This window comes from Acinetobacter indicus CIP 110367 (assembly GCF_000488255.1).
In the GTDB taxonomy this organism is placed as follows: domain Bacteria; phylum Pseudomonadota; class Gammaproteobacteria; order Pseudomonadales; family Moraxellaceae; genus Acinetobacter; species Acinetobacter indicus.
In genome coordinates this window covers 696368-718865 of sequence record NZ_KI530754.1, presented here as the reverse complement: position 1 = coordinate 718865, position 22498 = coordinate 696368, and the positions used below count along the sequence as shown (strand labels likewise).

At 46.3% G+C, this 22498-nt stretch carries 18 protein-coding genes and 1 other RNA gene; 12 read left to right on the top strand and 7 right to left on the bottom strand.

The features are described 5' to 3' along the window. Positions 1-8 precede the first annotated feature (8 nt). Positions 9-1046, bottom strand: a complete 1038-nt coding sequence (locus tag P253_RS08150) for a type IV pilus twitching motility protein PilT (RefSeq protein WP_016659454.1) — start codon at positions 1044-1046, stop codon at positions 9-11. A 123-nt stretch (positions 1047-1169) separates the two neighbouring features. On the opposite strand from P253_RS08150, the gene P253_RS08145 reads away from it, so the two are divergent. Then, complete coding sequence (locus P253_RS08145) at positions 1170-1856, top strand: YggS family pyridoxal phosphate-dependent enzyme (protein WP_016659453.1); 687 nt, start codon at positions 1170-1172, stop codon at positions 1854-1856. 45 nt (positions 1857-1901) lie between these two features. Here P253_RS08145 and P253_RS08140 read toward each other — a convergent pair whose 3' ends face one another. The 3 genes from P253_RS08140 to P253_RS08130 are packed head-to-tail and all read right to left on the bottom strand — an operon-like array spanning position 1902 to position 7868. Next, positions 1902-2999, bottom strand: coding sequence for an acyltransferase family protein (locus tag P253_RS08140; RefSeq protein ID WP_016659452.1), 1098 nt, complete (start codon positions 2997-2999; stop codon positions 1902-1904). A gap of 3 nt (positions 3000-3002) precedes the next feature. Beyond that, a complete protein-coding gene (locus tag P253_RS08135; protein WP_016659451.1) occupies positions 3003-6608 on the bottom strand; it encodes an AAA family ATPase in 3606 nt (1201 codons plus the stop codon). Positions 6609-6617: 9 nt separating this feature from the next. Beyond that, positions 6618-7868 (bottom strand): exonuclease SbcCD subunit D C-terminal domain-containing protein, encoded by a 1251-nt coding sequence (locus tag P253_RS08130; protein WP_016659450.1) that lies wholly within the window; start codon positions 7866-7868, stop codon positions 6618-6620. 407 nt (positions 7869-8275) lie between these two features. Between P253_RS08130 and P253_RS08125 the strand changes: the two genes are divergently transcribed. Next, positions 8276-8737: an ABZJ_00895 family protein gene (locus P253_RS08125; protein WP_035363315.1), complete on the top strand. Its 462-nt coding sequence runs from the start codon at positions 8276-8278 to the stop codon at positions 8735-8737. Positions 8738-8791: 54 nt separating this feature from the next. Here the strand turns inward: P253_RS08125 and thiO are convergent, their stop codons facing one another. After that, positions 8792-9916 carry a glycine oxidase ThiO gene (gene thiO, locus P253_RS08120; protein WP_016659448.1) on the bottom strand — a complete coding sequence of 375 codons (1125 nt, stop codon included), beginning with the start codon at positions 9914-9916 and terminating at the stop codon, positions 8792-8794. 16 nt (positions 9917-9932) lie between these two features. Next, the gene (gene hemB / locus P253_RS08115; RefSeq protein WP_016659447.1) at positions 9933-10946 is read right to left on the bottom strand and encodes a porphobilinogen synthase; all 1014 of its coding nucleotides are present in this window, start codon (positions 10944-10946) and stop codon (positions 9933-9935) included. 108 nt (positions 10947-11054) lie between these two features. Between hemB and P253_RS08110 the strand changes: the two genes are divergently transcribed. Continuing rightward, positions 11055-11552, top strand: coding sequence for a thioesterase family protein (locus tag P253_RS08110; protein ID WP_035363265.1), 498 nt, complete (start codon positions 11055-11057; stop codon positions 11550-11552). 120 nt (positions 11553-11672) lie between these two features. On the opposite strand, the gene glpK is transcribed toward P253_RS08110, so the two are convergent. Next, positions 11673-13157 (bottom strand): glycerol kinase GlpK, encoded by a 1485-nt coding sequence (gene glpK, locus P253_RS08105; RefSeq protein WP_016659445.1) that lies wholly within the window; start codon positions 13155-13157, stop codon positions 11673-11675. Positions 13158-13289: 132 nt separating this feature from the next. On the opposite strand from glpK, the gene ssrA reads away from it, so the two are divergent. The 9 genes from ssrA (at position 13290) to P253_RS08065 (ending at position 22493) form a co-directional block, all read left to right on the top strand. Next, positions 13290-13649, top strand: a transfer-messenger RNA (tmRNA) gene (gene ssrA / locus P253_RS15480). 183 nt (positions 13650-13832) lie between these two features. Beyond that, complete coding sequence (locus tag P253_RS08100) at positions 13833-14969, top strand: tyrosine-type recombinase/integrase (protein WP_016659444.1); 1137 nt, start codon at positions 13833-13835, stop codon at positions 14967-14969. Between the two features lie 226 nt (positions 14970-15195). Continuing rightward, complete coding sequence (locus P253_RS08095; RefSeq protein WP_016659443.1) at positions 15196-17037, top strand: hypothetical protein; 1842 nt, start codon at positions 15196-15198, stop codon at positions 17035-17037. A gap of 26 nt (positions 17038-17063) precedes the next feature. Then, entirely contained in the window at positions 17064-17582 is a 519-nt protein-coding gene (locus P253_RS08090; RefSeq protein WP_016659442.1) for a hypothetical protein, read from the top strand. 289 nt (positions 17583-17871) lie between these two features. After that, positions 17872-18741, top strand: coding sequence for a YagK/YfjJ domain-containing protein (locus tag P253_RS08085; protein WP_016659441.1), 870 nt, complete (start codon positions 17872-17874; stop codon positions 18739-18741). 105 nt (positions 18742-18846) lie between these two features. After that, the gene (locus tag P253_RS08080) at positions 18847-19125 is read left to right on the top strand and encodes a hypothetical protein (RefSeq protein ID WP_016659440.1); all 279 of its coding nucleotides are present in this window, start codon (positions 18847-18849) and stop codon (positions 19123-19125) included. Positions 19126-19145: 20 nt separating this feature from the next. Next, positions 19146-20177, top strand: coding sequence for a DUF932 domain-containing protein (locus tag P253_RS08075; protein WP_016659439.1), 1032 nt, complete (start codon positions 19146-19148; stop codon positions 20175-20177). 177 nt (positions 20178-20354) lie between these two features. Further along, the gene (locus P253_RS08070) at positions 20355-21413 is read left to right on the top strand and encodes a YqaJ viral recombinase family nuclease (protein ID WP_016659438.1); all 1059 of its coding nucleotides are present in this window, start codon (positions 20355-20357) and stop codon (positions 21411-21413) included. 195 nt (positions 21414-21608) lie between these two features. Next, entirely contained in the window at positions 21609-22493 is an 885-nt protein-coding gene (locus P253_RS08065) for a recombination directionality factor (protein WP_016659437.1), read from the top strand. Positions 22494-22498: the final 5 nt, after the last annotated feature.

The following is a 22498-nucleotide window of genomic DNA, read 5'->3' as shown; positions in this document are numbered from 1 at the left end:
GCACACGATTAGAGGAACGATTCTGGCTGTTTCGCCACAGTACGCGCGGTCTGTGGACTGATCACGCCACGGCTGACCAGGGCTTTCAGGCTCTGGTCCAGCGTACTCATACCGTAGTTGGCACCGGTTTGAATGGCCGAGTACATCTGTGCAACCTTGTTTTCACGAATCAGGTTACGGATGGCCGGAATCCCGATCATGATTTCATGCGCCGCCACACGGCCACCGCCATTTTTCTTGAGCAGGGTTTGTGAAATGACCGCCTGTAAAGATTCAGACAGCATGGCACGCACCATATCTTTTTCTTCGGCCGGAAAGACGTCAATCACACGGTCAATGGTTTTTGCCGCCGAGGTGGTATGCAGGGTACCAAAGACCAGGTGACCAGTTTCTGCCGCGGTAAGTGCCAAACGGATGGTTTCCAGGTCACGCATCTCACCGACCAGAATAATATCCGGGTCTTCACGCAGCGCCGAACGTAGTGCTTCATTAAAGCCGTGGGTATCACGATGCACTTCACGCTGGTTGACCAGACATTTTTTAGACTGATGCACAAATTCAATCGGGTCTTCCACGGTCAGGATGTGGTCATAGCGATTGTCATTGATATAGTCAATCATCGCCGCCAGGGTGGTGGATTTACCCGAACCCGTCGGCCCCGTGACCAGCACTAGACCACGTGGATAGTCACAGATATCTCTAAAGATTTGACCCATTCCCAAATCTTCAATGGTCAGCACTTTAGAGGGAATGGTACGAAACACCGCGCCTGCACCGCGGTTCTGGTTAAATGCGTTAACACGGAAACGCGCCACGCCCGGGACTTCAAACGAGAAGTCGGTTTCCAGGTTATCTTCATAATCACGGCGCTGTTTGTCGTTCATGATGTCATAGATCAGCTTGTGGACTTCTTTATGTTCCAAGGCGGGCAAATTGATGCGGCGTACTTCACCATCCACACGAATCAGTGGCGGCATGCCTGCCGACAGGTGTAAATCCGATGCCCCATTTTTTGCCGAAAAGGCCAATAGTTCTGTAATATCCATAAGTTCCCCGAGATCATATAAATCTTAATTATTTTGTTAGAATAATACGGCTTTCCCTCAGCTTAACCAACACCTAGCACGAGGGCAAAGTAAAAAAGATGAATGAAAATGAGAACCGCATCAATGAATAGCCTGCAAAAATCGCGTCAACATGTGTTAGAACAAATTCAGCATGCCTGTCAGCAGGCGCAGCGTGACCCGGCAGAGGTCCAGCTGCTGGCGGTTTCCAAAACCCATCCGAGTGCTGTGTTGCAGGAAATGTACCAGACCGGACAGCGAGCCTTTGGCGAAAACTATTTACAGGAAGCGCTGGAAAAAATTGAGGCGCTGCAGGATTTAGAGATTGAGTGGCATTTTATTGGCCATGTGCAGCGCAACAAAACCAAACATCTGGCTGAAAAATTTGCCTGGGTGCATGGGGTAGACCGGCTGATTATTGCTGAGCGCTTGTCCAATCAGCGCAGCGATCAGCAGGCGCCACTGAATATCTGCCTGCAGGTCAATATTGATGGACAGGATAGCAAAGATGGCTGTAGCCCTGGCGAAGTACCGGCGCTGGTCGAGCAGAGCAGTCGGTTGCCGAATTTACGTTTACGTGGCCTGATGGTGATTCCGGCACCAAATAACACTGCCGCCTTTCAGGATGCCAAACAACTGTTTGATACGGTCAAGGCGCAACATGCACAGCCTGCAGATTGGGATACGTTAAGTATGGGCATGTCCGGTGATTTAAATGCAGCAATTGCCGCAGGTTCGACCATGGTGCGGATTGGTACGGCATTATTTGGTGCGCGCGATTATTCGAAATAATGCTGCATCACAATATTCAGCTTATTGTTTGACATCACAGTCCGCTTAGGACAAGTGTCGTTCAATCCGGCGTGGTGGCTCCAGTTTTTGCGCCACCAACCAGGCAAAACCAATCAGCACCGCCATTGTGATAATCAGGCTGAGCAGAGCTACTCCTAAACCGTGCTGCAGCGTAAACGGAAAACAGCCCAGGATAAAAATCAGCAACGGGAAATGGGTGATATACAGGGTATAGGAAAACTGCGCGGAAGCCGGCCAGATCACCTGAATCTGCCGTTCACCACGCGCCAGTTGTAGCAGCCAGCAGGCCGCTGCAATCCCGATACACAGGTTAAACAGCCTGAAATTTTCGCCAGTATAGTACTGCGCCAGATAAACAGAGTGAAACTGGTAGGCATCAAACAGGGCAATCAGCACCGCCAAGAGCAGAAAACCGGATTTAAAATAGTGCAGTTGGGCGGCTGGAATCTGTTTGCTCCATGCCGGACTGGCAAAAGCAAAAGCCAACAACCAGACCAGAAAATAAATCAGGAACTGGATATTGAGCAGGCTTAAGCCAAGCAGCAGGGTTAAAAACAGCAGGATGCTCCCAGGTCTGAATGTCACCAGACAACCGGCCAGAACATAAAACCAGACTTCATAACTCAGGCTCCAGAGGGCAGCATTGGCCGATACGGTCGGCGTTACAAAACCATTGACGAAAAACAGTGAACCGAGAAAATCGGCTGCGCTAATGTCATAGCTGTGCCGGATCATAAAGCTGTGACCCGCCTCAATGCCATGGGAGCCGGACGCAAAAAAGTAGGGCGCCAGTGCATACAATAACAAGGTCAGCAACATGGCAAATAAAAATGGTCCCAGAATACGCTGGCAGCGTTGCCGGCTATAGGCCAAGCCTGAAAACTGTCGATAGCGATGGATATTGTGACGGATGGAATGTCCAATCAGATAGCCGCTTAGAACAAAGAACATCATCACTGCGGCTTGTCCGAGCAGACGCACACCCGAATAGAGGGTTTGATCCAGCGGACCAATAAAGGCCTGAAAACAGTGGCTGAACAGCACCAGAATGGCACTCCATCCGCGCAGGCTTTCCAGCTGCAGGCTGAGCTGCGGCGAGAGCGGACGATAGTGCCAGAACATGGTCTAGCCTACGATCTGCAGGGTACTGGCCCCAGCACCAATTGGTTTGACCTGAATTTGGACCGGAATCCGTTCGTGAATTTCCTGAATATGGGAAATCAGCACCACTTTACGGCCCTGGCTTTGCAGCCGGTCGAGTGCGTTCATGACCATATGTAGCGAGGCCGGATCGAGCGTCCCAAAGCCTTCATCAATAAACAGCGATTCCAGTTTCATGGAGCCGGAGGCCATATTGGCAATGGCCAGTGCCAGCGCCAGTGATACCAGGAAGGTTTCACCCCCCGATAAAGACAGTACCGGCCGGATTTCGCCATTCATGTCATGATCCAGAATCGCGAGGCCCAGACTGTTGGGAATACGTTGTAGCTGATAACGCGGCGCCAGTGGCTGCAGTTGCTGGTTGGCATGTTCCACCAGAATATCCAGATGATGTTCCTGGGCAATTTTCTGGAATTTGGTGCCTTCCTTGCTGCCAATTAAATCGGCAATCCGGCCCCAGCGATATTCTTCAGCCTGAATTTTTTCAATCTGGCTCTGGAATTTGGACAGTTGTGCCTGCGCCTGTTGCTGCATACGTAACTGGGTTTCCAGCTGGTTAAACTGCTCCTGTAAGCTGTTTTTTTCCTGTTCCAGCTGTTCCAGTTGGGTGGTGACCTCATCATAACTGGCAGTTGGTTGCTGGGCCTGATGCTGCTGGAATTGCTCCTGCAGTACATCTAGCGCACTTTGTGCACTGAGCATGGCTTGCTGCTGTTGCTGGATGGCCTGACGCATGGCCTGCCAGCTGGCCAGATCAATACCCAGACACTGCTCAATCTTCTCGGCTGTAAACTGTGGATGCTGGCTTTGCCACTGCTGAATGTTGTGCTGTAGCTGCTGTACACTTTCCAGAAGCTGCTGCTGGCGTGTATGCAGGTCTTGCTGTTTCAGCTGCGCCTGCTGGAATTGCTGTTCCAGCTGACGGCAGTGCAGGTGTTGCTGTTCTACCTGCTGCTGGAGTTGTTGCTGCTGCTCTCGTAACAGCTGCTGCCAGGCTTTGCCGGTATCCAGCACCTGTCCAGCATGTTGCTGGCTGAGATCACGTACCTGCTGGCGCAACTGGCTGCCTTGAGTTTGTGCATGGGTAAGGTCATTGCTCAGCTGTTGCTGTTGCTGCTGATAGAACTGTAGTTGCTGTTCGCCGTCTTTGATCTGGCGCTGTAATTCCTGCTGCTGCTGCAGGCATTGCTCGCGCTGTTGCAGGTATTGAGTCCGGCTGCTCAGCAGGGCAATAAGAGTCTGACACATCTCGGCCTGGTTCGCCCATTGCGCTTGCTGGGCCGGTTCCAGTGCCTGGGTAACCGGTTCAATCAGTTGTTCCAGCTGCAAGAATTGCTGACAGAGTAACTGCAGGGACTGAATCTGTTGCTGCAAATGTTGCAGCTGCTGGGTCTGGCTTTTCAGCTGTTGCTGGCGAGTTTTTAGCTGCTGTAACTGCTGTTGCTGCTGATTTAGCTTGTGTTGCAGTGTGGTCTGCAAGGCGGTCAGATCGTGTGCTGTATCATCCAGCTGTGTGCTTGGGCTGAGCTTTTGAACCTGCTGCAGATTCTGTTGCACACTGTCTTGAAGCTGGCTAGAGCGTAACTGTTTCTGTTCCAGCAGGGTTTGCTGTTTGGAATGTTGCAATTGTAATTGCTGGAGCTGCTGCTGGCACTGCTGTTCCTGCTGCTGGGCCTGTTGTAACTGGGTGTCCTGCACCAACTGCAGTGCAGATTCCAGCAAATCCTGATGACTGACAAATGGATGCTCAGTGCTACCGCAGACCATACACGGCTGTTCTGCTTGCAGCTGCTGACGCAACTCCTGCACACTTTGTGCCTGCAATAAACGCTGCTGGGCAAAAATCTGTTCCAGCTGTTCACGTGCCGTCTGGGCATTCTGGTAGTGCTGCTGTGCTTCAGTTTGCGCCTGTTGCAAGCTGCTTAGCTCGGCCTGAAGCTGGGTCATGTGCTGCTGTAATTGCTGCTGTTCCTGCTGCTCGTTCAGCATGTGTTGTAACAGGAACAGGGCTTGTTCCAGCTGCTGGCTGTGTTGCTGGTGCTGTACCTGCTGCTGTTCCAGTTCTGTTGCTTGCTGTTCCAGTTCAGCCATTGAGCCGGCCTGCTGGAGCGCATCGGCCTGTTGCTGTTTTACATCATCTAGCTGCTGTTGCAACTGGGCCAGTGAACTGTGCGCATGTGCCGGTGCCTGCTGCTGTAGCTGTTGCTGCAGTTTCTGAAATTGCTGCAAGCGTTGCAAAATACTGTGCGGCTCACGGTCAAATACTGCCAGAAAGGCATGCTGGACCGATTGCTGTTCCAGATGTTCTAAATGCGTATGCAACTGCTGTAAGTGCTGTTGCTGGCCGTGCTGCTGGGTGGTTAGTGGCGTAATTTTTTCATGTTGAATCTGTTTCAGCTGGGCATCGGCTTCTTTATAGCGCTGAATCAGATGCTCAATCTGGCCATCCAGCTGTAGTGCCTGTTCTAACACGGGTTGTAACTGTAGCTGTTCTTTCTGCTGTTGTTGCGCGCTGTGCTGCAATTGTTCCAGCTGCTGCTGTGCCTGCTGATGCTGCTGTTCACAGTGTTGAAATTCCGGCTGGAATTGCTCAAGTTGCTGCGCCAGCTGTTGCTGTTGCAACTGTTGCTGGCGCTGCTGCAGATACTGTTCACGGATTTCCTGAAACTGGTCCAGCTGCGCCAGCAGGTCACGCTGCGGCTGCATTTTCTGGTTGGCATCGACCTGCACCAGATAAAATTCTTTTTTGGCCTGAATTTCACTGTGCAGACGATGTTGCTGCTTGTACCAGCTTAAATCATTCAACAGCAGTTTTTCGCTTTGCAGTTTTTCATGCAGACTCAGTTTGCTCTGGGCATGCTGCTGTTGCAGGGCTTGTAGCTGCTCATCACTAAGCAACTCAATATGCCCCATCAGTTGTTGTAACTGTTCTTTTTCGCTGCGAATCTGGCGGATTTTTTCAAAGGCTTTCTGACTGACCAGACTGAAAATATGGGAATTGGTCAGATATTCCAGCAAGTCGGCGCGGTCCTGATCTTTGGCCTTTAAAAACGCACCCACTTCAGACTGGGCCAGCAAGACGGCGCGGGTAAACTGCTCAAAACTCAGCCCAATCAGCTTTTCAACAGTCGGGGTGCATTCCGAAATTTTCTGGGTCAGCACGCGCTGATCTTCCACAGCGGTAATCGCGCGTTCGACTTTTAAATTGCCATCGACCTTGTTACGGGCGCGGCGCACTTCCCAGCGTGCCAGATAACGCTTTTGATCCAGCGCAATAAATTCCAGTTCGGCAAAGCCTTGGGTACAGCCGCGGCGCAGAATATTTTTAGAATCTTTAATCGAGATGCCCTGACCGCTGGCATCTTTAAGCGCCCCGGCAGCGCCGTTTAAGCGCGGAATCTGGTCATACAACGCCAGACACATGGCATCGAGCAGGGTCGATTTACCGGCCCCGGTTTTTCCGGTAATCGCAATCAGGCCAGCATGTGCCAAAGGTGCGCTTTCAAAGTTGATGTCCTGGGTGCCGGCAATAGAAGCCAGATTATTCAGACTTAAACGTAAAATTTTCATGTCTGATCCTTATGGCTGTTCTTGTTCAAGGCTATGCTGCGCTTCAATCAGCAGCTGCATAAAATCTCGCTCGACCGAGGCATCCGGCTGATAGCCCATTTTGCTCCACAACTGTTTGAATAAGCTGTCCGGTGTGGGCGGGGCCAGATCAATTTTGGACTGATCTGCGGCCTGATCTTCCTGTGGGGTGTAGACCCGGCAAATGCGTAACAGGCGATAGCGCTGTTCCGGTAAGGTCTGTTCAATCTGCTGGCGTAAATCGACCGGTGGTGGTACATCGGTGCTGTATTCAATTTCCAGATAATCACGCTGGCAGATGCGTTCCACCGTACCTTGCGGGAGGGCTTTCAGTTGCTGAAACACTTCATCCAGACTGCCGCGAATACGGTGCAGCTGTACACTGCGCGGAATCAGCAGTGAGCCCAGTTGCAGGCGCTGTTCGGGCGCAGCCTGCGGGTCAATCTTGACCTCGAGCACCTGATGCTTGTACTGGATTTCACTAAAAGACAGCGGAATTGGAGAGCCGCTATAGCGGATATGTGGATGCTGGACTTTTTGCGGTTTATGCAGATGCCCCAGCGCGACATAGTCAATCACATCATCAAATAGGGCAGTGGAAAGTGCTTCTTCATGACCAATAATGATCGGCCGTTCTGAATCTGAAGTTTCGCCACCTTGCATATGCGCATGTGACATCAGGATTAGTGCCTGATCTTCCGTTTTACGCCGTTTGGCTTCGGCAATCAACTGCTGATGTAAATAGGCAATCGCATTCTGGGCGTTCTGGGTCTGCTCATTCAGTCCGGTAATTTCCGCAGTGCGCAAAAACGGCAGGGTCAGACACCAGGCAATAACTTTGTTTTCGGCATCATAAATGGGCACCAGTAAACGGTCGAGATCCAGCTGGTTGTCGGCATTGCGCTGAATCACCCCAACCGCCTTGGCCTTAAACTTGGCCAGCAACGGTTCCACCTGTTCAATGCGGTAGCCGGAGTCATGGTTGCCGGCAATCATCAGGGTCTGCATGTGCGGTGCAATGGCGTGGGCATCGGCCAGAAACTGGTACAGCTGGCGCTGCGCGCTGGAGGCCGGGTTAATCACATCAAAAATATCCCCGGCAATAAACAGGGCATTCGGCTGTTTTTCCTGGATTTGTTCTAATAACCAGTCTAAAAACTGTGCATGTTCATATTCACGATCGTGGTTATGGAAAAATTGCCCCAAATGCCAATCTGACGTATGAAAAAAATGCACTGCCATGTCATCAACCTGTTTTGCTTTAGGCAAGCATACTATAGCTGAGGGCGAAATTTAAAATTCTGTACCGGTATAAAACGCTAAGGTTTAATCTTTATTGTTCTGAAGATGAATGCTGCTCACCAGCAAAGGCCAGACAAATAAAAGCCGACGATTCGAGTGATGATAAATCGTCGGCCAAATAAAAAGTGCGATGAACAAAGCATTTGGCTGCTATACAAAAACTTGATTCACATTCGCTTATTGCTTTAGCAAAGCTTCCCGAAAAATTTGTGGATGCCGTTACAAATTCGCCGGAGATGAAGCTTGTGCCCTATATAACGCCTGTTCGGGCACAACGGTTGACAGGATCATGCAAAAAAAATTAATTTTTTTTATACTAGTTGCTTATGGCTCAGGTAGACAGTTTAATGATTTCTCTAACACGTTATTTTCTCTGGTTTTTATTTTTCTGTCTGATCTTTACCTGTATCTGCGGGGTACTGGCTGCATTGTTACCGGCAGGTGTGGGCGGCATTTTAACCGCAGTGCCTTACTTGGTTGCCATGATCTGGGTGCTGTTTAAATTTTTAAAACAGCAGCAGCGCGCACCGTCTCAGGCCGAGCGTAAAAAGCTGACCTTAGGTTTTAGCCTGATTTTCTGGGGCTATAATCTGGCCTTTTTATTACTCGGCATCTGGATTTTTTCCCGTCAGAATCCAACCATCTGGCAGGATTTTCTGCTGTATTTACAGCAGCCGCAATTTTTAAGTGTGGTGGTGATTATGTGGTTATTAATTGCCATTCCGCTGTATCTGCTGACGTACTGGTTTTATGGTAAACAGGCGCAGCGGATGGCGGCCAAAATGTTTGGTTCACAGCATCAGGGCTAAATCATCTGGTGTATTTCCCTTCGCCTCATCTCGGGTAGGGGAATCGATCCGATCTTAACTGGCCAGGGCAGCGCGCTGTAAACGGGCCGGACTATAAGCCTCCGGAGATACATCTGGGGGCTGGCCCAATAGCAGTTGACGCAGCAAACGCGCAGAGGCTGGTGCCATACATAAGCCATTGCGGAAATGGCCAAAATTGGCCCACAGATTGTCAAACTCCGGCATCAAGCCAATATAGGGAATACCGCCGTCTGGTGAGCCCGGGCGTAAACCGGCCCATTGCTTGATGATGGGCAGGTCTTTTAAGGCTGGCACCATGGCATAGCTGGCCTCCAGAATATTGGCCGTGGTATCGGCATTCAAACGGGTATCAAAGCCCTGTTCTGCCATACTGGAACCACAGACAATATGGCCGTCCTGACGCGGAATCAGATACATGACTTGATTCATGCACATGGTGGGCAGCCAGTTTTCAGGAGTTTTAAACAGTACCATCTGTCCATGTACCGGACGTACCGGAATCTGTACATCAAGCTGCTCGGCCCAGCGCGCTGACCAGGCGCCGGTGGTCAAGACATAGTCATCGGCCTGATAACGCTGTCCGGTCTGATCAACAATGGCGCGTACTTGCTGACCGTGCAGTTCTAGGCGTTCAATCGGGCAGTGTTCAAACAGCTGCACCCGTGGATGCTGCTTTAAATAGCACAGAATTGACTGTAATAAACGCGGATTACGCACATTGGCCAGCTGCGGGAAATAGATGGCCTGCTGGAACTGGGCGGAAATATGCGGATTCAGCTGATGCAGTTCGGTACTGTGCAGATGCTCTGCCTGCTGCATCGGTTGCTGAAACAGCTCGGCGAAATTCAGACCGATGTCAAAATCGCTTTCATCAAAAATCAGCATGCCGGTTTCATGGATCTGAAAATCAATGCCGGTGTCAGGCTGAAGTTTGGCATTCCAGCGCAGATATTCAGTTTTGGCCGATTGCGCCAGCACATTTACCGCAGCCGGATAACGCCACGGATACATTGGAGAGAGAATACCACCACCGGCCCAGGAAGCGGCCTGACCGGATTGCTGCTGATCAAAAATACTGACCGAGCAGCCCTGTTCCAATAGCTCCAGCGCCGACATCAGTCCACTAATGCCGGCGCCAATCATGGCAATGTGCTTCATTGCAGTGGCAATATCCTTATTTCATGTCTTTGAGTTTGAGTGCGGCTTCTTCTGCAAAGTAGGTCCAGATGCCATCGGCACCGGCACGGCGGCAGCTCATCAGTGATTCAATGATCACGCTGTCGGATAACCAGCCATTTTGAATGGCAGCAGCCAGCATCGCGTATTCGCCACTGACCTGATAAACAAAGGTTGGCACAGCAAAGGTATCTTTGACTTCACGGACAATATCCAGATATGGCATACCTGGTTTGACAATCACCATGTCGGCGCCTTCCTGAATATCCAGCGCGATTTCATGCAGCGCTTCTGCACGGTTGCCAATATCCATCTGGTAATTGTATTTATTGCCGCCTTTTAAATTGCTGGCCGAACCGACGGCATCCCGGAACGGGCCGTAAAAGCTGGAAGCATATTTGGCCGAGTAAGCCATAATATTGGTATAGATATGACCTTGTGCTTCCAGTGCCTGACGGATAGCACCAATACGGCCATCCATCATGTCGCTTGGCGCAACCACATCGGCACCGGCTTCGGCATGGCTTAAGCATTGCTTGATTAAGGCTGCTACGGTTTCATCATTCAGCACATAACCACTGTCATCAATAATGCCATCCTGACCATGGGTGGTGTACGGATCGAGGGCGCCGTCGGTAATCAACACCATCTCCGGGAGTTCTTTTTTCAGTAAACGGACCGTGCTTTGTACCAGGCCATCTTCGCGCCAGGCAGCTTCGGCGGTCAGACTTTTATCTTCTTGTGGGGTGACCGGAAACAGCGCCAGTTTAGACACGCCCAGTTCCAGCAGGCGTTCGGCTTTTTTCAGCAGCAGATCGGCCGACAGGCGCTGAATGTTGGGCATGCTTGGAATATCTTGGGTGTGGTTTTGACCGGGTAAAACAAATACTGGATAAATGAGATGATCAACCGTGAGCTGGGTTTCTCGCACCATGGCACGTAGCTGGTCATTTTTACGGATACGACGCATACGAGTGGCAGGAAATGCGGGACGATTGAACGTATAAGTCATAACAATCTCACTGATCAGTATTAAACTAGGCAATATTGTAGACCCATAAACAGGATTGTGGGGCAAAATACATGCGTTTTTTCTCAATTTAAGGTAATTGGCCAATTTATGAGCGATATGGCAAAAAAGTGGACCGGAGGCATTCATTTGGGTTCGAAAGTAGATATTGATGTCGTCTTACAGCAATTGTGTCAGGCCTTTAACAGTTCACCATTTTTTAAGCATAACGGTATGCAGATGCGCGTGGTGGATCAGCAGATTGAAGCCTATATCAAGATGCAGCCGCAGCTGATTGGCAATGTGGCTTTCCAGATTTTACATGGCGGGGTGGCTGCGACAATTCTGGACAGTGTGGGCGGGATTGTGGCGATGGGCGAGCTGTATAAGCGCACCGAGCCGGAGCAGTTGCCTGATACCATCAAGAAAGTGACCCGATTGGCCACGGTGGATATGCGGGTGGATTATCTGGCGCCGGGGCGAGGCAAATATTTTACGGCCCGTGCTGAAACCCTGCGTTTGGGCCGTAAAGGCTGTACCATGCGCATGACTCTGGTCAATGATGAACATAAAGCTATTGCCACCGCAATTGCGTCTTATGCTTATTAATCCAAATGGATTGATTGGCAGATAAAAAAACAGGCTCAATCGGGCCTGTTTTTTATTTGGATCAGTCGCGGTGAATAGCGTAAAAATCAAGCTTGAGCGATTTCGCGGGGCGTGTGCCGTTTAAAGATCAGAACGGGCACGTTTTAGCGCCTGTTGCCATTTTTGCAAATGTGCCTGACGCTGATCTTCTCCCATGCCGGGTTCAAACGCGCGTTCCAGCTGCCAGTTATCAGCAATATCATTCAGGCTGTTAAACACCCCGGATTTAAGCCCGGCCATTGCCGCTGCGCCCCAGGCGGTGGATTCTCGCATTTGCGGCCTTAACACTGGCACATTGAGCAGATCGGCCTGAAACTGCATTAGCATATCATTACAGCTGGCGCCGCCATCGACCCGTAATTCTTTGAGCGGTTGCTGAATATCTGACTGCATCGCGCTGAGAACATCGGCCACCTGAAAGGCAATTGCTTCAAGCGCTGCCCGGGCGATATGGGCTTTGTGAGTGCCACGCGACATACCGCAGAGCAGGGCACGTGCATCACTGTCCCAATGCGGCGCACCTAGACCGGTAAAAGCCGGCACCAGCACCACGCCATCGGTATCGCGGACCTGACTGGCCAGCTGTTCGACCTCGGCACTCTGTTGAATGATGCCCAAACCATCGCGTAGCCATTGCACAATCGCACCAGCCATAAACACACTGCCTTCAAGCGCATAATGGGTCTGGTTCTGGCATTGCCAGGCCAAGGTGCTGAGCAGTTTATTCTGGCTGTATTGCAGTGTCGAACCGGTATTAAACAGCATAAAGCAGCCGGTGCCATAGGTGTTTTTGGCCATGCCCGGCTCAAAGCAGGACTGGCCGAACAGGGCAGATTGCTGATCGCCCAGAATGCCGCTGATTGGAAGTCGGGCGCCGAGTAAGCCGGCAGCGGTATCGGCCACATAATGGTCGGAACTGATGATTTTTGGTAAGACCGAAGCGGGAATCTGAAAAAGTTGCAGCAGCTCTTCATCCCAGCTTTGGGTCTGTAAATTCATGAGCATGGTGCGTGAGGCATTGCTGACTTCAATTACATGCTCGGCGCCTTGGGTCAGGTTCCAGATTAGCCAGCTATCGACGGTACCAAAGGCAACATGACCTTGCGCTGCCAGTTCGGCCAGACCGGGAATATGCTTAAGCAACCAGACCAGTTTGCCGGCACTAAAATAAGGGTCAATTAATAATCCGGTGGTCTGCTGTATTTTTTGTTGCAGTCCCTGTTGCAGCAGCTGATTACACCAGTCGGCTGCGCGCCGGTCTTGCCAGATGATGGCCGGCGCCAAGGGCTGGCCATTGCGTTTGTCCCAGACGATGGTGGTTTCCCGCTGGTTGGTGAGGCCAATGGCCTGAATATCTTTGGCCAGAATCCGTGCAGATGCTAGCGCCTGTTGCACCACAGCCATCTGGCTGCTCCAGATTTCCTGGGCATCCTGTTCCACCCAGCCGGATTGCGGGGTGTTGATTTGGGTTTCGCGTTGCGCGCTGGCCTGAACCTGCCCATGTTCATTAAAAATAATCGCGCGACTTGAGGTCGTGCCCTGATCCAGGGCGAGTAAATAAGTCATAATTTATACTGTTATCTGACTTGAAATTTAAAATATTAGCGCAATTATGTTATTAAGCGCAGATCTTGCGGTGAATAGTTGTGAAATGATCTCGTAATTTTCAACTTTTATGCTATGATGGCGCTGTAGTCTGGGGGTGTTATTGGCTTCGACGCTGATGATGAAACTCATAGATGCATGCCGAGAGCGCATTTTCTCTCGTAAATCAAATTTGCATTTAAATAGTCGCAAACGACGAAACTTACGCTCTAGCTGCCTAAGGGCCGCTTGTCCGCTTCACTGAATACTTGTGGTCAGTGAACCCGACCGAAGCGAACGCACACAAGTCCGTATAGAGCCAAGCCTCGGGGCTTTATACCAAACTTAGAGGATCGCACTTTGAACCCTGTTCGTCGGGTCTTAAAGTGTTAAAACAATAGACGATATCTAAGCATGTAGTATTCTCGAGCGTAGTGTTGGCGGACGCGGGTTCAACTCCCGCCACCTCCACCAAAATTCTTTCCGAAGTAATCCATCGGAATCTAAAAAAGCCTTTAAACTCAATGTTTAAAGGCTTTTTTATTGGCTGTATTGTCCAGTGCTGTCCTATGCAATTTGACCCAATTTTTGCTTTCTGGGGGTCAAAATTGGGACAATTTGACCCACTAAATAAGTTTAATTATGTGGGACAAAGATATGTCGCTTACTGATGTGCTGTGTAAAAAAGCATTACCGAAGGAAAAACAGTACCGCCTTTCTGATAGTAACGGTCTGTCTTTACGAATCGATCCGAATGGCAAAAAATATTGGTCTATCCGATATACGGAGCATGGACAAAGGAAGTCCAAAGCATTAGGTGTATATCCTGAGCTGAGTTTAAAGCGTGCAAGGGAGATCGCGCTTGATCTGAGATATAAACTCAAAAATACAACTGAGGTCGAGCAGGAGCAGCCTTGTTTTAAGGAGGTCGCAGAGGATTGGTTCAATAATCAAAAAGAAACCTGGTCATCCAAACACATCAGTAATGTTCGAGCTTCATTGGATGAGCTTTATATTGCTCTTGCTAATAAGCGTATAAATCAGATTCAGGCTCCGGAGATTCTGCAAATCATTAAGAAGATCGAAGCTAGAGGCTCGCTTGAAATTGCAAAACGGACCTTATCTCGTTGCGGCATGGTCATGAAGTATGCCATTGCCCATGGATACCGCTATGATAATCCGGCAGGTGATCTGGTTTATGCTCTTAAGAACAAAAGAGTCAAAAACTTGGCTTCGCTTACAGCCTCTGAAATGCCTGAATTTTTAAGAAAGATAAGAGCATACCCAAGTGATGCTCAGACACATCATGCCATTATTCTGATTATGCTGACAGGGGTTCGGGTTAGTGAATTGCTGCAAGCACGTTGGGAAGAATTTGATTTAGAAGGACGTAAGTGGGATATCCCTGAAGAGCGGATGAAGAACCGTCTTCCGCATCGTGTACCGTTGACGGACATGATGATTGCTGAGCTAAAGGCTTTGAGGCTTACTCATAATCAGGAACTGTTATTTCCACATCGTTTGAATAACAAAGAATCAATGCGTAGTGAGTCTATTTTGGCGGTGATCAAGCGTTCAGGCTATGCAGGACGAATGACCACACATGGTTTTAGATCTCTATTCAGTACAGTCGTAAATGAATCAAATTTATTTAATCCCGATGCTATTGAACGGCAGCTTGCTCATGTGCCACAAAATAGAATTCGCTCGGCATATAACCGAGCGCAATATTGGGATGAGCGTGTGAAGATCATGGAGTGGTATGGGGAGCAGGTGAAAAGATGGATGAAGTGAGCGACTCAGCGTTTGTAAAAACCACGCCAAATGGCGTGGTTTTTTTATATCTATCCTTGAAATATTGTTCAATTAATAGGGTATTAATTCTTATATTTATTACTAATTTTTGGTGTATTTAAAATGATATAATTTACTTAAAATATATGTGATAAACCTGTTTTAAAATAATTTTATGATTTATATTATCAATAACTTAGATCTTTAAAATAGTTGTATTTCGAGTATGAAGCTTTCAAATTACAATAAATTATTAGGTTATATGTATTCTAAATCTATGAAGGATACGTTCTTCTCTCAAGAACCCAAGGCAGGTTGTGCATATAAAGAAACAATCAATTTATTGGTAAATATTTTGCAGTGGTGTGAACAGATCGAAACGGAGTTTCGGCACTTACATTGCGGTGAGCAAACGAATCAAGTAGGCCGATATAGAAGTCAGCAGCTTCTATTGAGTGTGGAAAAAGCCCTAGATAAGCTTTATGTAATGCCTAACTTTAATCAGCTTCAGGTAGGAATAAAAAATAAAAGGCTAACTGAATTTGGTCGACTCTTTGATAGTTTTGTTAATAAGACTGCTAAATCAATAAATCTAAAAAAGCAGCAACATCTCCGGATGCAGGAACAATTCAGACAATTTTATGTGGGGAGTTGGCAGAATGATTTCTTGAAATTATGGTATGAACATTACATTTATTATTTAAGACGATATGACGTACCAGCTGAAAACTTTGCAGAGACAAAAAGTCTAATATTAAGTGATTTAGACGAGCTCCTTAGGATAGGTAAAAATTTACATGTTCTAAGTACCATCATTCGAATTGATAGAAATAATACAGATGATGAGACGGTAAAACTTCATAACAAAAGATATGAGCTTTTACGGCAGATCTCAATTGAGGGGTTATTACGTAATTATTATATTTGCTTGAATGGCCACAATAATGGCTTAGACTACTTCTGTATATGGGTATTCGAAACAACATCTGATTATACGGAACATAGAACAATAAGTGAGATAAAAACACAGTGCCATGAGCTTCTAAAGTCATATGACTTAAATATTCATGTCAGTATTATGAATTGGAATGATAACTTTAACTCAAGTAGTGAGGTCTTCAATAAGCAATTTAATCTATGCCTTTACGATGAAAAGAATAAAGCTATATTCATTGAGAATTGTTTAGATTTTCTTGTCAGATTGGATCGGGACTTTATATTTAAGTCTACAAATGATGACATTCTTGAGCGGGAAAATTACGAAATTAGTTTTCATGAAAACGTTAATATCGTTATACAAAAGTTCAAAGAGCACCCAGAACCACATCGCGTTTTAGGAGATTTAACTCAGCATGCTTTATTTAATTTATGTTGGGCTCAAAATCATTTAAATGCTCATAGTAAAGACTATTTAAAGAATATTATTTTGCAATATCAAGAAAACTTGTCATCTTACGCAACATTTAAGATAACGGAAGAAGAACTTAAGCTTCTAGAAAAAATTGAAATTTTTATGTTATCGGTCAAATATTCGCGATCCTTGCAGTCTAATGAAATGCGAGCGCAGCAAATAGTTGAAAGAACGCTATTTCAATTTGTAGATTTGCTTATGCAACATGATTCTATTATTACGTTGGCAACTCGAATTGGGGGCGTTTATCGGTCAAGGCTATTGCATTATTTTTTCGAGCAGTTTGGAAATTATGACTATCAGGATTTTTTGTCATTTCCTTTTGATCATACACGAGCCAATTTTTATAAATCTAAAATTGAAGACTTTAAGTACTATGGGGGATTATTTCAAACAATGCATAGTCCCATAGCTATTACGTTAGGGCAAAATAAGCATATCAATATTCCAAGGCATGAGCAGCGAGTCGAGAAAATCCAAAATTATTTGAGAGGGGCTTTTAAGCGCGATTGCGTTTTAATTAGATGCTCACTTAGCTGTGAGATGAAGAACGGCTTCATGAAACAAAAAGGGCTAAGTTCTGCTTTATATCAGATGGGCTTTGTTGCACAAAGATATCATAACTATATGATTTTAAAGGTTTTGATTATTTTTTGATCCAAAATTAAATTTATTTAAATCAGATGCTTACATATTTATGCAACAAAGCCTATCAGATGTTGCATGCGGGGAAACGGAGAGCACCATTATCTAAGCTCAGGGCGTATGTAGGGGCATGGGTTGAAAATGATACAAGCCAAGTGTCAGATAAAAGACGATTCTTTGCCGATATTGTTTTTGTATTTGATCGTGAAGTACTGAATAATTATTCCAATTTAGCGGATGTCATTAGTGAAAGATGGCAGGAAACGCTCACGAAGGCTAGTGAGGCATTTCAACCGCCATTAGATTTAAAGGCTTCGTGCCGAGTTAAAAAAATATTTAATTCCGTAGAAGAGTTGGCATATCAAGAGTTGCTAGTAGAATCAATTGATAAACCACTAAAAAATATTATTATCAATAGCTTGGCTCCCTACATAGTATATAAAGATCTGTTAGATAATACATTTTATTCAGATACTCCTAAATGGCTTATCAGAGGTACGTTACCTCGTAAAAAAAAGCGAAAGCCTAGCACTAAATCAAATAAAGCTGATGCTTGATACTCACCGCATAACTTTTTTCAAAAGTAGGCTCTATCGATTATGCTTGTAGATCAATAGAGCTTTAAATATTGTGAAAAAAATTGAAAATACTGGTTGAACATGTTGTTTGGCTAACAAATATTCAAATTTTTAATGGCAGGTTATTAATATTATTAAATATATATCATATAGAGATTAATAATCTTAGTAATCACAAGCATATAGATTAAAGTGCAATCTAGCTAGAATTTATATTTATACAGTTTACCCATGTCATATGGAGCTATTTCCATATTGAGTATTAAACATGAGTAAACCAATTAATGAAACTAAATTAACAATCCAGCTAGAAGTCGTAACTGAGCTTTGGATTAGGGCAGAGAATCAACCGTTAGATTTCTATGAGGAGTTTGCTGAACTACTAATACAGTTTGATGATATTTATCGTTCAGGCTCTCAGTACTTTGGTTATATCAATGCATGGTGTGATTGGTTAGATGAGTATGATATTTATGATCTAGATTTTGATGAAGTCGTTGAAGAGTTGAAATGTGAATCATTTGATTACTATCAAGATTACTTTAAGGCGTATGAGAGTAGACAGCTGAAAGATCTCCGTAGGCATCGTGAGAACGAAAAACGTAATCTTGAATCTTTATCGAGAAAATTAGATAGAGCTCTTAGTCGATATTCAAAGTCAGAAGTAGTGAGAGTGGATATTGCATATTTACAGAGCAGTCACGATATTATCGATATCCAAATGTTCTACCAAGATTTAGAGGAATTGCGTAAAGCGATATCTAAGCGTAAAGATCCGTTTCATGAATTAGTAGATTTTGCATGGGCTTTAGAGCAGGGTGAAACCAAAGGCTATCATTGTCATCTACTATTGATCTTTAATGGGCATCAACGTCAAAGAGGATGGGCTATAGCGGATAAAGTAGGGAAGTTGTGGAAGCAGATTACTAATGATGAGGGCTGTTATTTCAACTGTCATGATCCTGAGCAAATAGCCAAGTATAGAGAGCTTGGTATTCTTGGTATCGGTAGAATACATCGGGATAATCCAATGGAAGTTCGTAACCTTCGTAATGCGGGTGCTTATCTAGTAAACCCTGAGAAAGAAGCCCAACATTTACGAGTGAAGCTCAGTCCAAAAATGCGGACATTCCAATGACTTGAAAAAAATCTCAGATATACATCATCTAGATGAAAACAAAGTTATTTCAACTTTCAGGGCTTGCCAATCGGTAAGCCTTAGTCATTTCTGGAGATGTATATTATGAGTTTAATTTGTCCTTATTGCCTATCTGATCAAGTCATCCAAGTGGTGAATCAACAAGTGAATGGCGCTGAATCATCAGGTCTAGCAGCATCAGCTTCGTTTGCCACTATCGGTGCATCCATTTCAAAGGGTTTGCCTTTGCCTGTATCACCCCTGCTTGGCGGGCTTGCAGGTGCGGTCATTGGTGGTCTATTTAGCAGCATGTTTGATGAGCCTAAAAAGCCAATCACTATGACCTACTATCACTGTAATCAATGTCAGCAGAACTTCCGCTAACAACCTAGGAGATAAGAACGATGGCACATCAAATCGAACAAATCGCCTATGTTGGCGAAACCCCTTGGCATGGTCTGGGTAATCAACTCAGTCCGAACCAATCACTCGAAGTTTGGGCACAGCAAGCTGGAATGGACTGGCGGATTGAATCGTCGAATGTCAGCTACATGGCACAGAATGAACGTGGTCAAAGCATTATCATGCCATTTGAAGAACAGCGAGTGTTGTATCGTTCAGATACCCATGCACCTTTATCTGTAGTCAGTCAGCGTTATCAGGAAGTTCAACCCAAAGAGATTCTGGAGTTCTACCGGGATCTGACTGAGCAATCTGGCTTTGAGTTAGAAACCGCAGGGGTTCTGAAAGGTGGGAAGAAGTTCTGGGCTTTGGCACGTACCGGGCAAAGTACCGCTTTAAAGTCTAAGGATGTCAGTAATGGTTATATCCTGTTGGCTACTGCGTGTGATGGCACTTTGGCAACGACAGCACAGTTCACCAGTATCCGAGTGGTCTGTAACAACACTTTAGCCATTGCTCTACGTGGACAGAGCAGTAGTGCAGGTGTAGTGAAGGTTCCACATAGTACCAAGTTTGATGCAGAGAAAGTGAAGCAGCAATTGGGTATTTCAGTTCGTGCATGGGATGAGCACATGTATGAGATGAAACAGCTCACACAGCGTAAGGTGAGTCAGCAGGAAGCCAAAGCTTATTTTGATGCCGTATTCAACAACAGCACCATGTCAATTTCCGATCCTGAAGAAAACATCATTCAGTTCTATCGTAATGTCGCGCAGCAAGCTCAAGAGAAAAAGCCTGAACCAAATGGTCGTGCCATGAATAAAGCTTTGGACATGTTCAATGGGCAAGGACGTGGTGCTGACCTGTCATCCGCCAAAGACACTGCTTATGGCTTACTTTGTTCGATCACGGAATTTGTGGATCATGAACGACGTGCCATGAGTACAGATCACCGTCTTGATTCAGCCTGGTTCGGTGCAGGTGCTAGTGTGAAACAACGAGGGTTGGAGCAAGCACTTGCCTTGATCGCCTGAAATTAACCGATTCACTTATGTTGAAATCGAGTCACCCCAAACAAGTGCTAGTCATAGCACTCATGTAACCCCTCTCAATTAAAACAGCAAACAAATCGCCATACCCGACCTCGTGTCGGGTATGGCTTTTTTATGCACTTCTTTTTTACAAAAACTGAAATTTATAAGGATAGAACCATGAATCAAATCGCACCGATTTCAAATCAGACTGTACAGGCAGGTGTTCAAACTGCATTAAATCCATTAACTACACCTAAACGAGCTAGTTCTGCAAAACGCTTAGTCAACACCAAAGATATGGCGTATCAAGATTGGCTTGAAGTTCGTAAACAAGGCATTGGCAGCAGTGATGCAGCAACAGCATGTGGCTTAAATCCCTACATGTCCATGTTAGAGCTTTGGCTGATCAAAACAGGTCGTCAGACTCAATCCATTGAAGATGAAAGTTCAGGTGTAGCACCGCTGTATTGGGGCAAGCAGCTGGAACCTTTGGTGGCAGAGTTCTATAGCATGCACACCCATAACAAGGTGCGACGGATCAATGCAGTACTTCAGCATCCTGATCCCGATAAACACTTCATGTTAGCCAATCTGGATTACACGGTGGTCGGTAGTGATGACGTTCAGATCTTAGAATGTAAAACAGCAGGGGAGCATGGGGCTAAGCTTTGGCGTGATGGTGTGCCTTTATATGTGCTTTGTCAGGTACAACATCAACTGGCGGTGACTGGTAAACAGGCAGCGCATGTTTGTGTCTTGATCTGTGGGCATGAAACCAAGATCTTCAAAGTGACACGATCAGAATCGGTGATTGAACATATTGTTCAAGCAGAACGATATTTCTGGGAATGCGTGGAAAAGGATACTCCGCCATCAGTCGATGCCAGTGAATCCGCAGCTAAAGCGATTCAACAACTTTATCCAGCGCATGTACCTTTAACGGTAGAGGATCTTTCGCAAAATGAAAATGCCAATTTGATGTTCGATCAGCTCATCAAAATGAAAGAAGAGATTCAGCATCAGCAGGAACGCTTTGACCAGCTTAAACATGAAATCCAGATGATGATGCAAGACAAGGAAAGGGCAATCTTTGCAAATGGCTCAGTAGTCTGGAAGAAAGCTAAGGACTCTATCAGCCTCAATACCAAAGCATTGCTTCAGCACCAGCCTGAACTCATCGAGCTTTATCCACTTCAAAAGCAAGGCAGTCGTCGATTTAACATCTATACCGACTAAGCCCTATCTACAGCACCCAATCAAAAATTCACAAAAATCGCTCCCCGCTCTCTACCCTTCGGTAGAGAGCAAATCGGTCGCGATCTCTGTAGCACTTTATCTGGCTCTACATTCTTTGGATAACTTATTTGGTCCTTGTTCTGACCTACATACATAGACCCAAATTTGTAAGGTAATACATTAAGGAATATCAACATGATTAAAGGTTTAGCAATTACCCCTCCAATCCTAGGGCGTATCAGTATCGGTCGTATGATCGAAAAGAATGGTAAGCGATTGCCTGAAAAAGATGATCAATTCACAATTACTTCCCAGATTCAAAGCAAAGAAGGTTGGATCAAACATCCATTAGATGATCAGCTTCGAGCGAATACGCCTAATCAAAAGCTCCGTTCAATCCCTGTTCGCATGATCTTTAATGATCCTGATCTGAACTTACGCGCAGAATACACCTTATTTGATCGTCAGACTGGGCGACCTGTCTGTGTGGGTGATGGTCAAACTTGTCAGCGTTTAACCAATCAAGGCGTTGAACAGCATCCGTGTCCTTCTCCTGATTTATGTCCATTGGCTCAAGGGGGGAACTGCAAGCCCTACGGGCGTTTGCATGTGAACTTAGATGAATCGGATGAATTTGGAACTTTTATCTTTAGAACTACAGGGTTTAACAGTATCCGGACTTTGGCAGCACGGCTCAGTTATTACCATGCGGCATCAAATGGCTTATTGTCTTGCCTGCCATTGCAGTTGATATTGCGAGGCAAGAGTACGACACAGAGTTATCGTCAACCAGTGTATTACGTGGATTTAACTTTAAGAGAAGGGGTTAGTTTAAATGAAGCGATTATTCAGGCAAAGCAAATTGATGAGCAGAGTAAGCAGGCGGGGTTTTATCAAGAGGCTCTAGACTTTATCGCAAGGAAGGGTTTTGGGAATGGAAGGATGGAGGTCGATATGGAAGACGGTTTGGATGTGGTTGAGGAATTTTATCAGCCTGTCGGAGGCCAGCAGATCGAAGAGACTCAGACTGAATTTAATATTCAGCAAGGATTGAAAGGATCAGTGACGGCTTTGAATTAAATCAG

Excerpts from the sequence above, each read along its gene's own strand:
- P253_RS08150 (WP_016659454.1), bottom strand. The coding sequence starts at position 1,046 with ATGGATATTACAGAACTATTGGCCTTTTCGGCAAAAAATGGGGCATCG.
- P253_RS08145 (WP_016659453.1), top strand. The coding sequence starts at position 1,170 with ATGAATAGCCTGCAAAAATCGCGTCAACATGTGTTAGAACAAATTCAG.
- P253_RS08140 (WP_016659452.1), bottom strand. The coding sequence starts at position 2,999 with ATGTTCTGGCACTATCGTCCGCTCTCGCCGCAGCTCAGCCTGCAGCTG.
- P253_RS08135 (WP_016659451.1), bottom strand. The coding sequence starts at position 6,608 with ATGAAAATTTTACGTTTAAGTCTGAATAATCTGGCTTCTATTGCCGGC.
- P253_RS08130 (WP_016659450.1), bottom strand. The coding sequence starts at position 7,868 with ATGGCAGTGCATTTTTTTCATACGTCAGATTGGCATTTGGGGCAATTT.
- P253_RS08125 (WP_035363315.1), top strand. The coding sequence starts at position 8,276 with ATGATTTCTCTAACACGTTATTTTCTCTGGTTTTTATTTTTCTGTCTG.
- thiO (WP_016659448.1), bottom strand. The coding sequence starts at position 9,916 with ATGAAGCACATTGCCATGATTGGCGCCGGCATTAGTGGACTGATGTCG.
- hemB (WP_016659447.1), bottom strand. The coding sequence starts at position 10,946 with ATGACTTATACGTTCAATCGTCCCGCATTTCCTGCCACTCGTATGCGT.
- P253_RS08110 (WP_035363265.1), top strand. The coding sequence starts at position 11,055 with ATGAGCGATATGGCAAAAAAGTGGACCGGAGGCATTCATTTGGGTTCG.
- glpK (WP_016659445.1), bottom strand. The coding sequence starts at position 13,157 with ATGACTTATTTACTCGCCCTGGATCAGGGCACGACCTCAAGTCGCGCG.
- P253_RS08100 (WP_016659444.1), top strand. The coding sequence starts at position 13,833 with ATGTCGCTTACTGATGTGCTGTGTAAAAAAGCATTACCGAAGGAAAAA.
- P253_RS08095 (WP_016659443.1), top strand. The coding sequence starts at position 15,196 with ATGAAGCTTTCAAATTACAATAAATTATTAGGTTATATGTATTCTAAA.
- P253_RS08090 (WP_016659442.1), top strand. The coding sequence starts at position 17,064 with ATGCTTACATATTTATGCAACAAAGCCTATCAGATGTTGCATGCGGGG.
- P253_RS08085 (WP_016659441.1), top strand. The coding sequence starts at position 17,872 with ATGAGTAAACCAATTAATGAAACTAAATTAACAATCCAGCTAGAAGTC.
- P253_RS08080 (WP_016659440.1), top strand. The coding sequence starts at position 18,847 with ATGAGTTTAATTTGTCCTTATTGCCTATCTGATCAAGTCATCCAAGTG.
- P253_RS08075 (WP_016659439.1), top strand. The coding sequence starts at position 19,146 with ATGGCACATCAAATCGAACAAATCGCCTATGTTGGCGAAACCCCTTGG.
- P253_RS08070 (WP_016659438.1), top strand. The coding sequence starts at position 20,355 with ATGAATCAAATCGCACCGATTTCAAATCAGACTGTACAGGCAGGTGTT.
- P253_RS08065 (WP_016659437.1), top strand. The coding sequence starts at position 21,609 with ATGATTAAAGGTTTAGCAATTACCCCTCCAATCCTAGGGCGTATCAGT.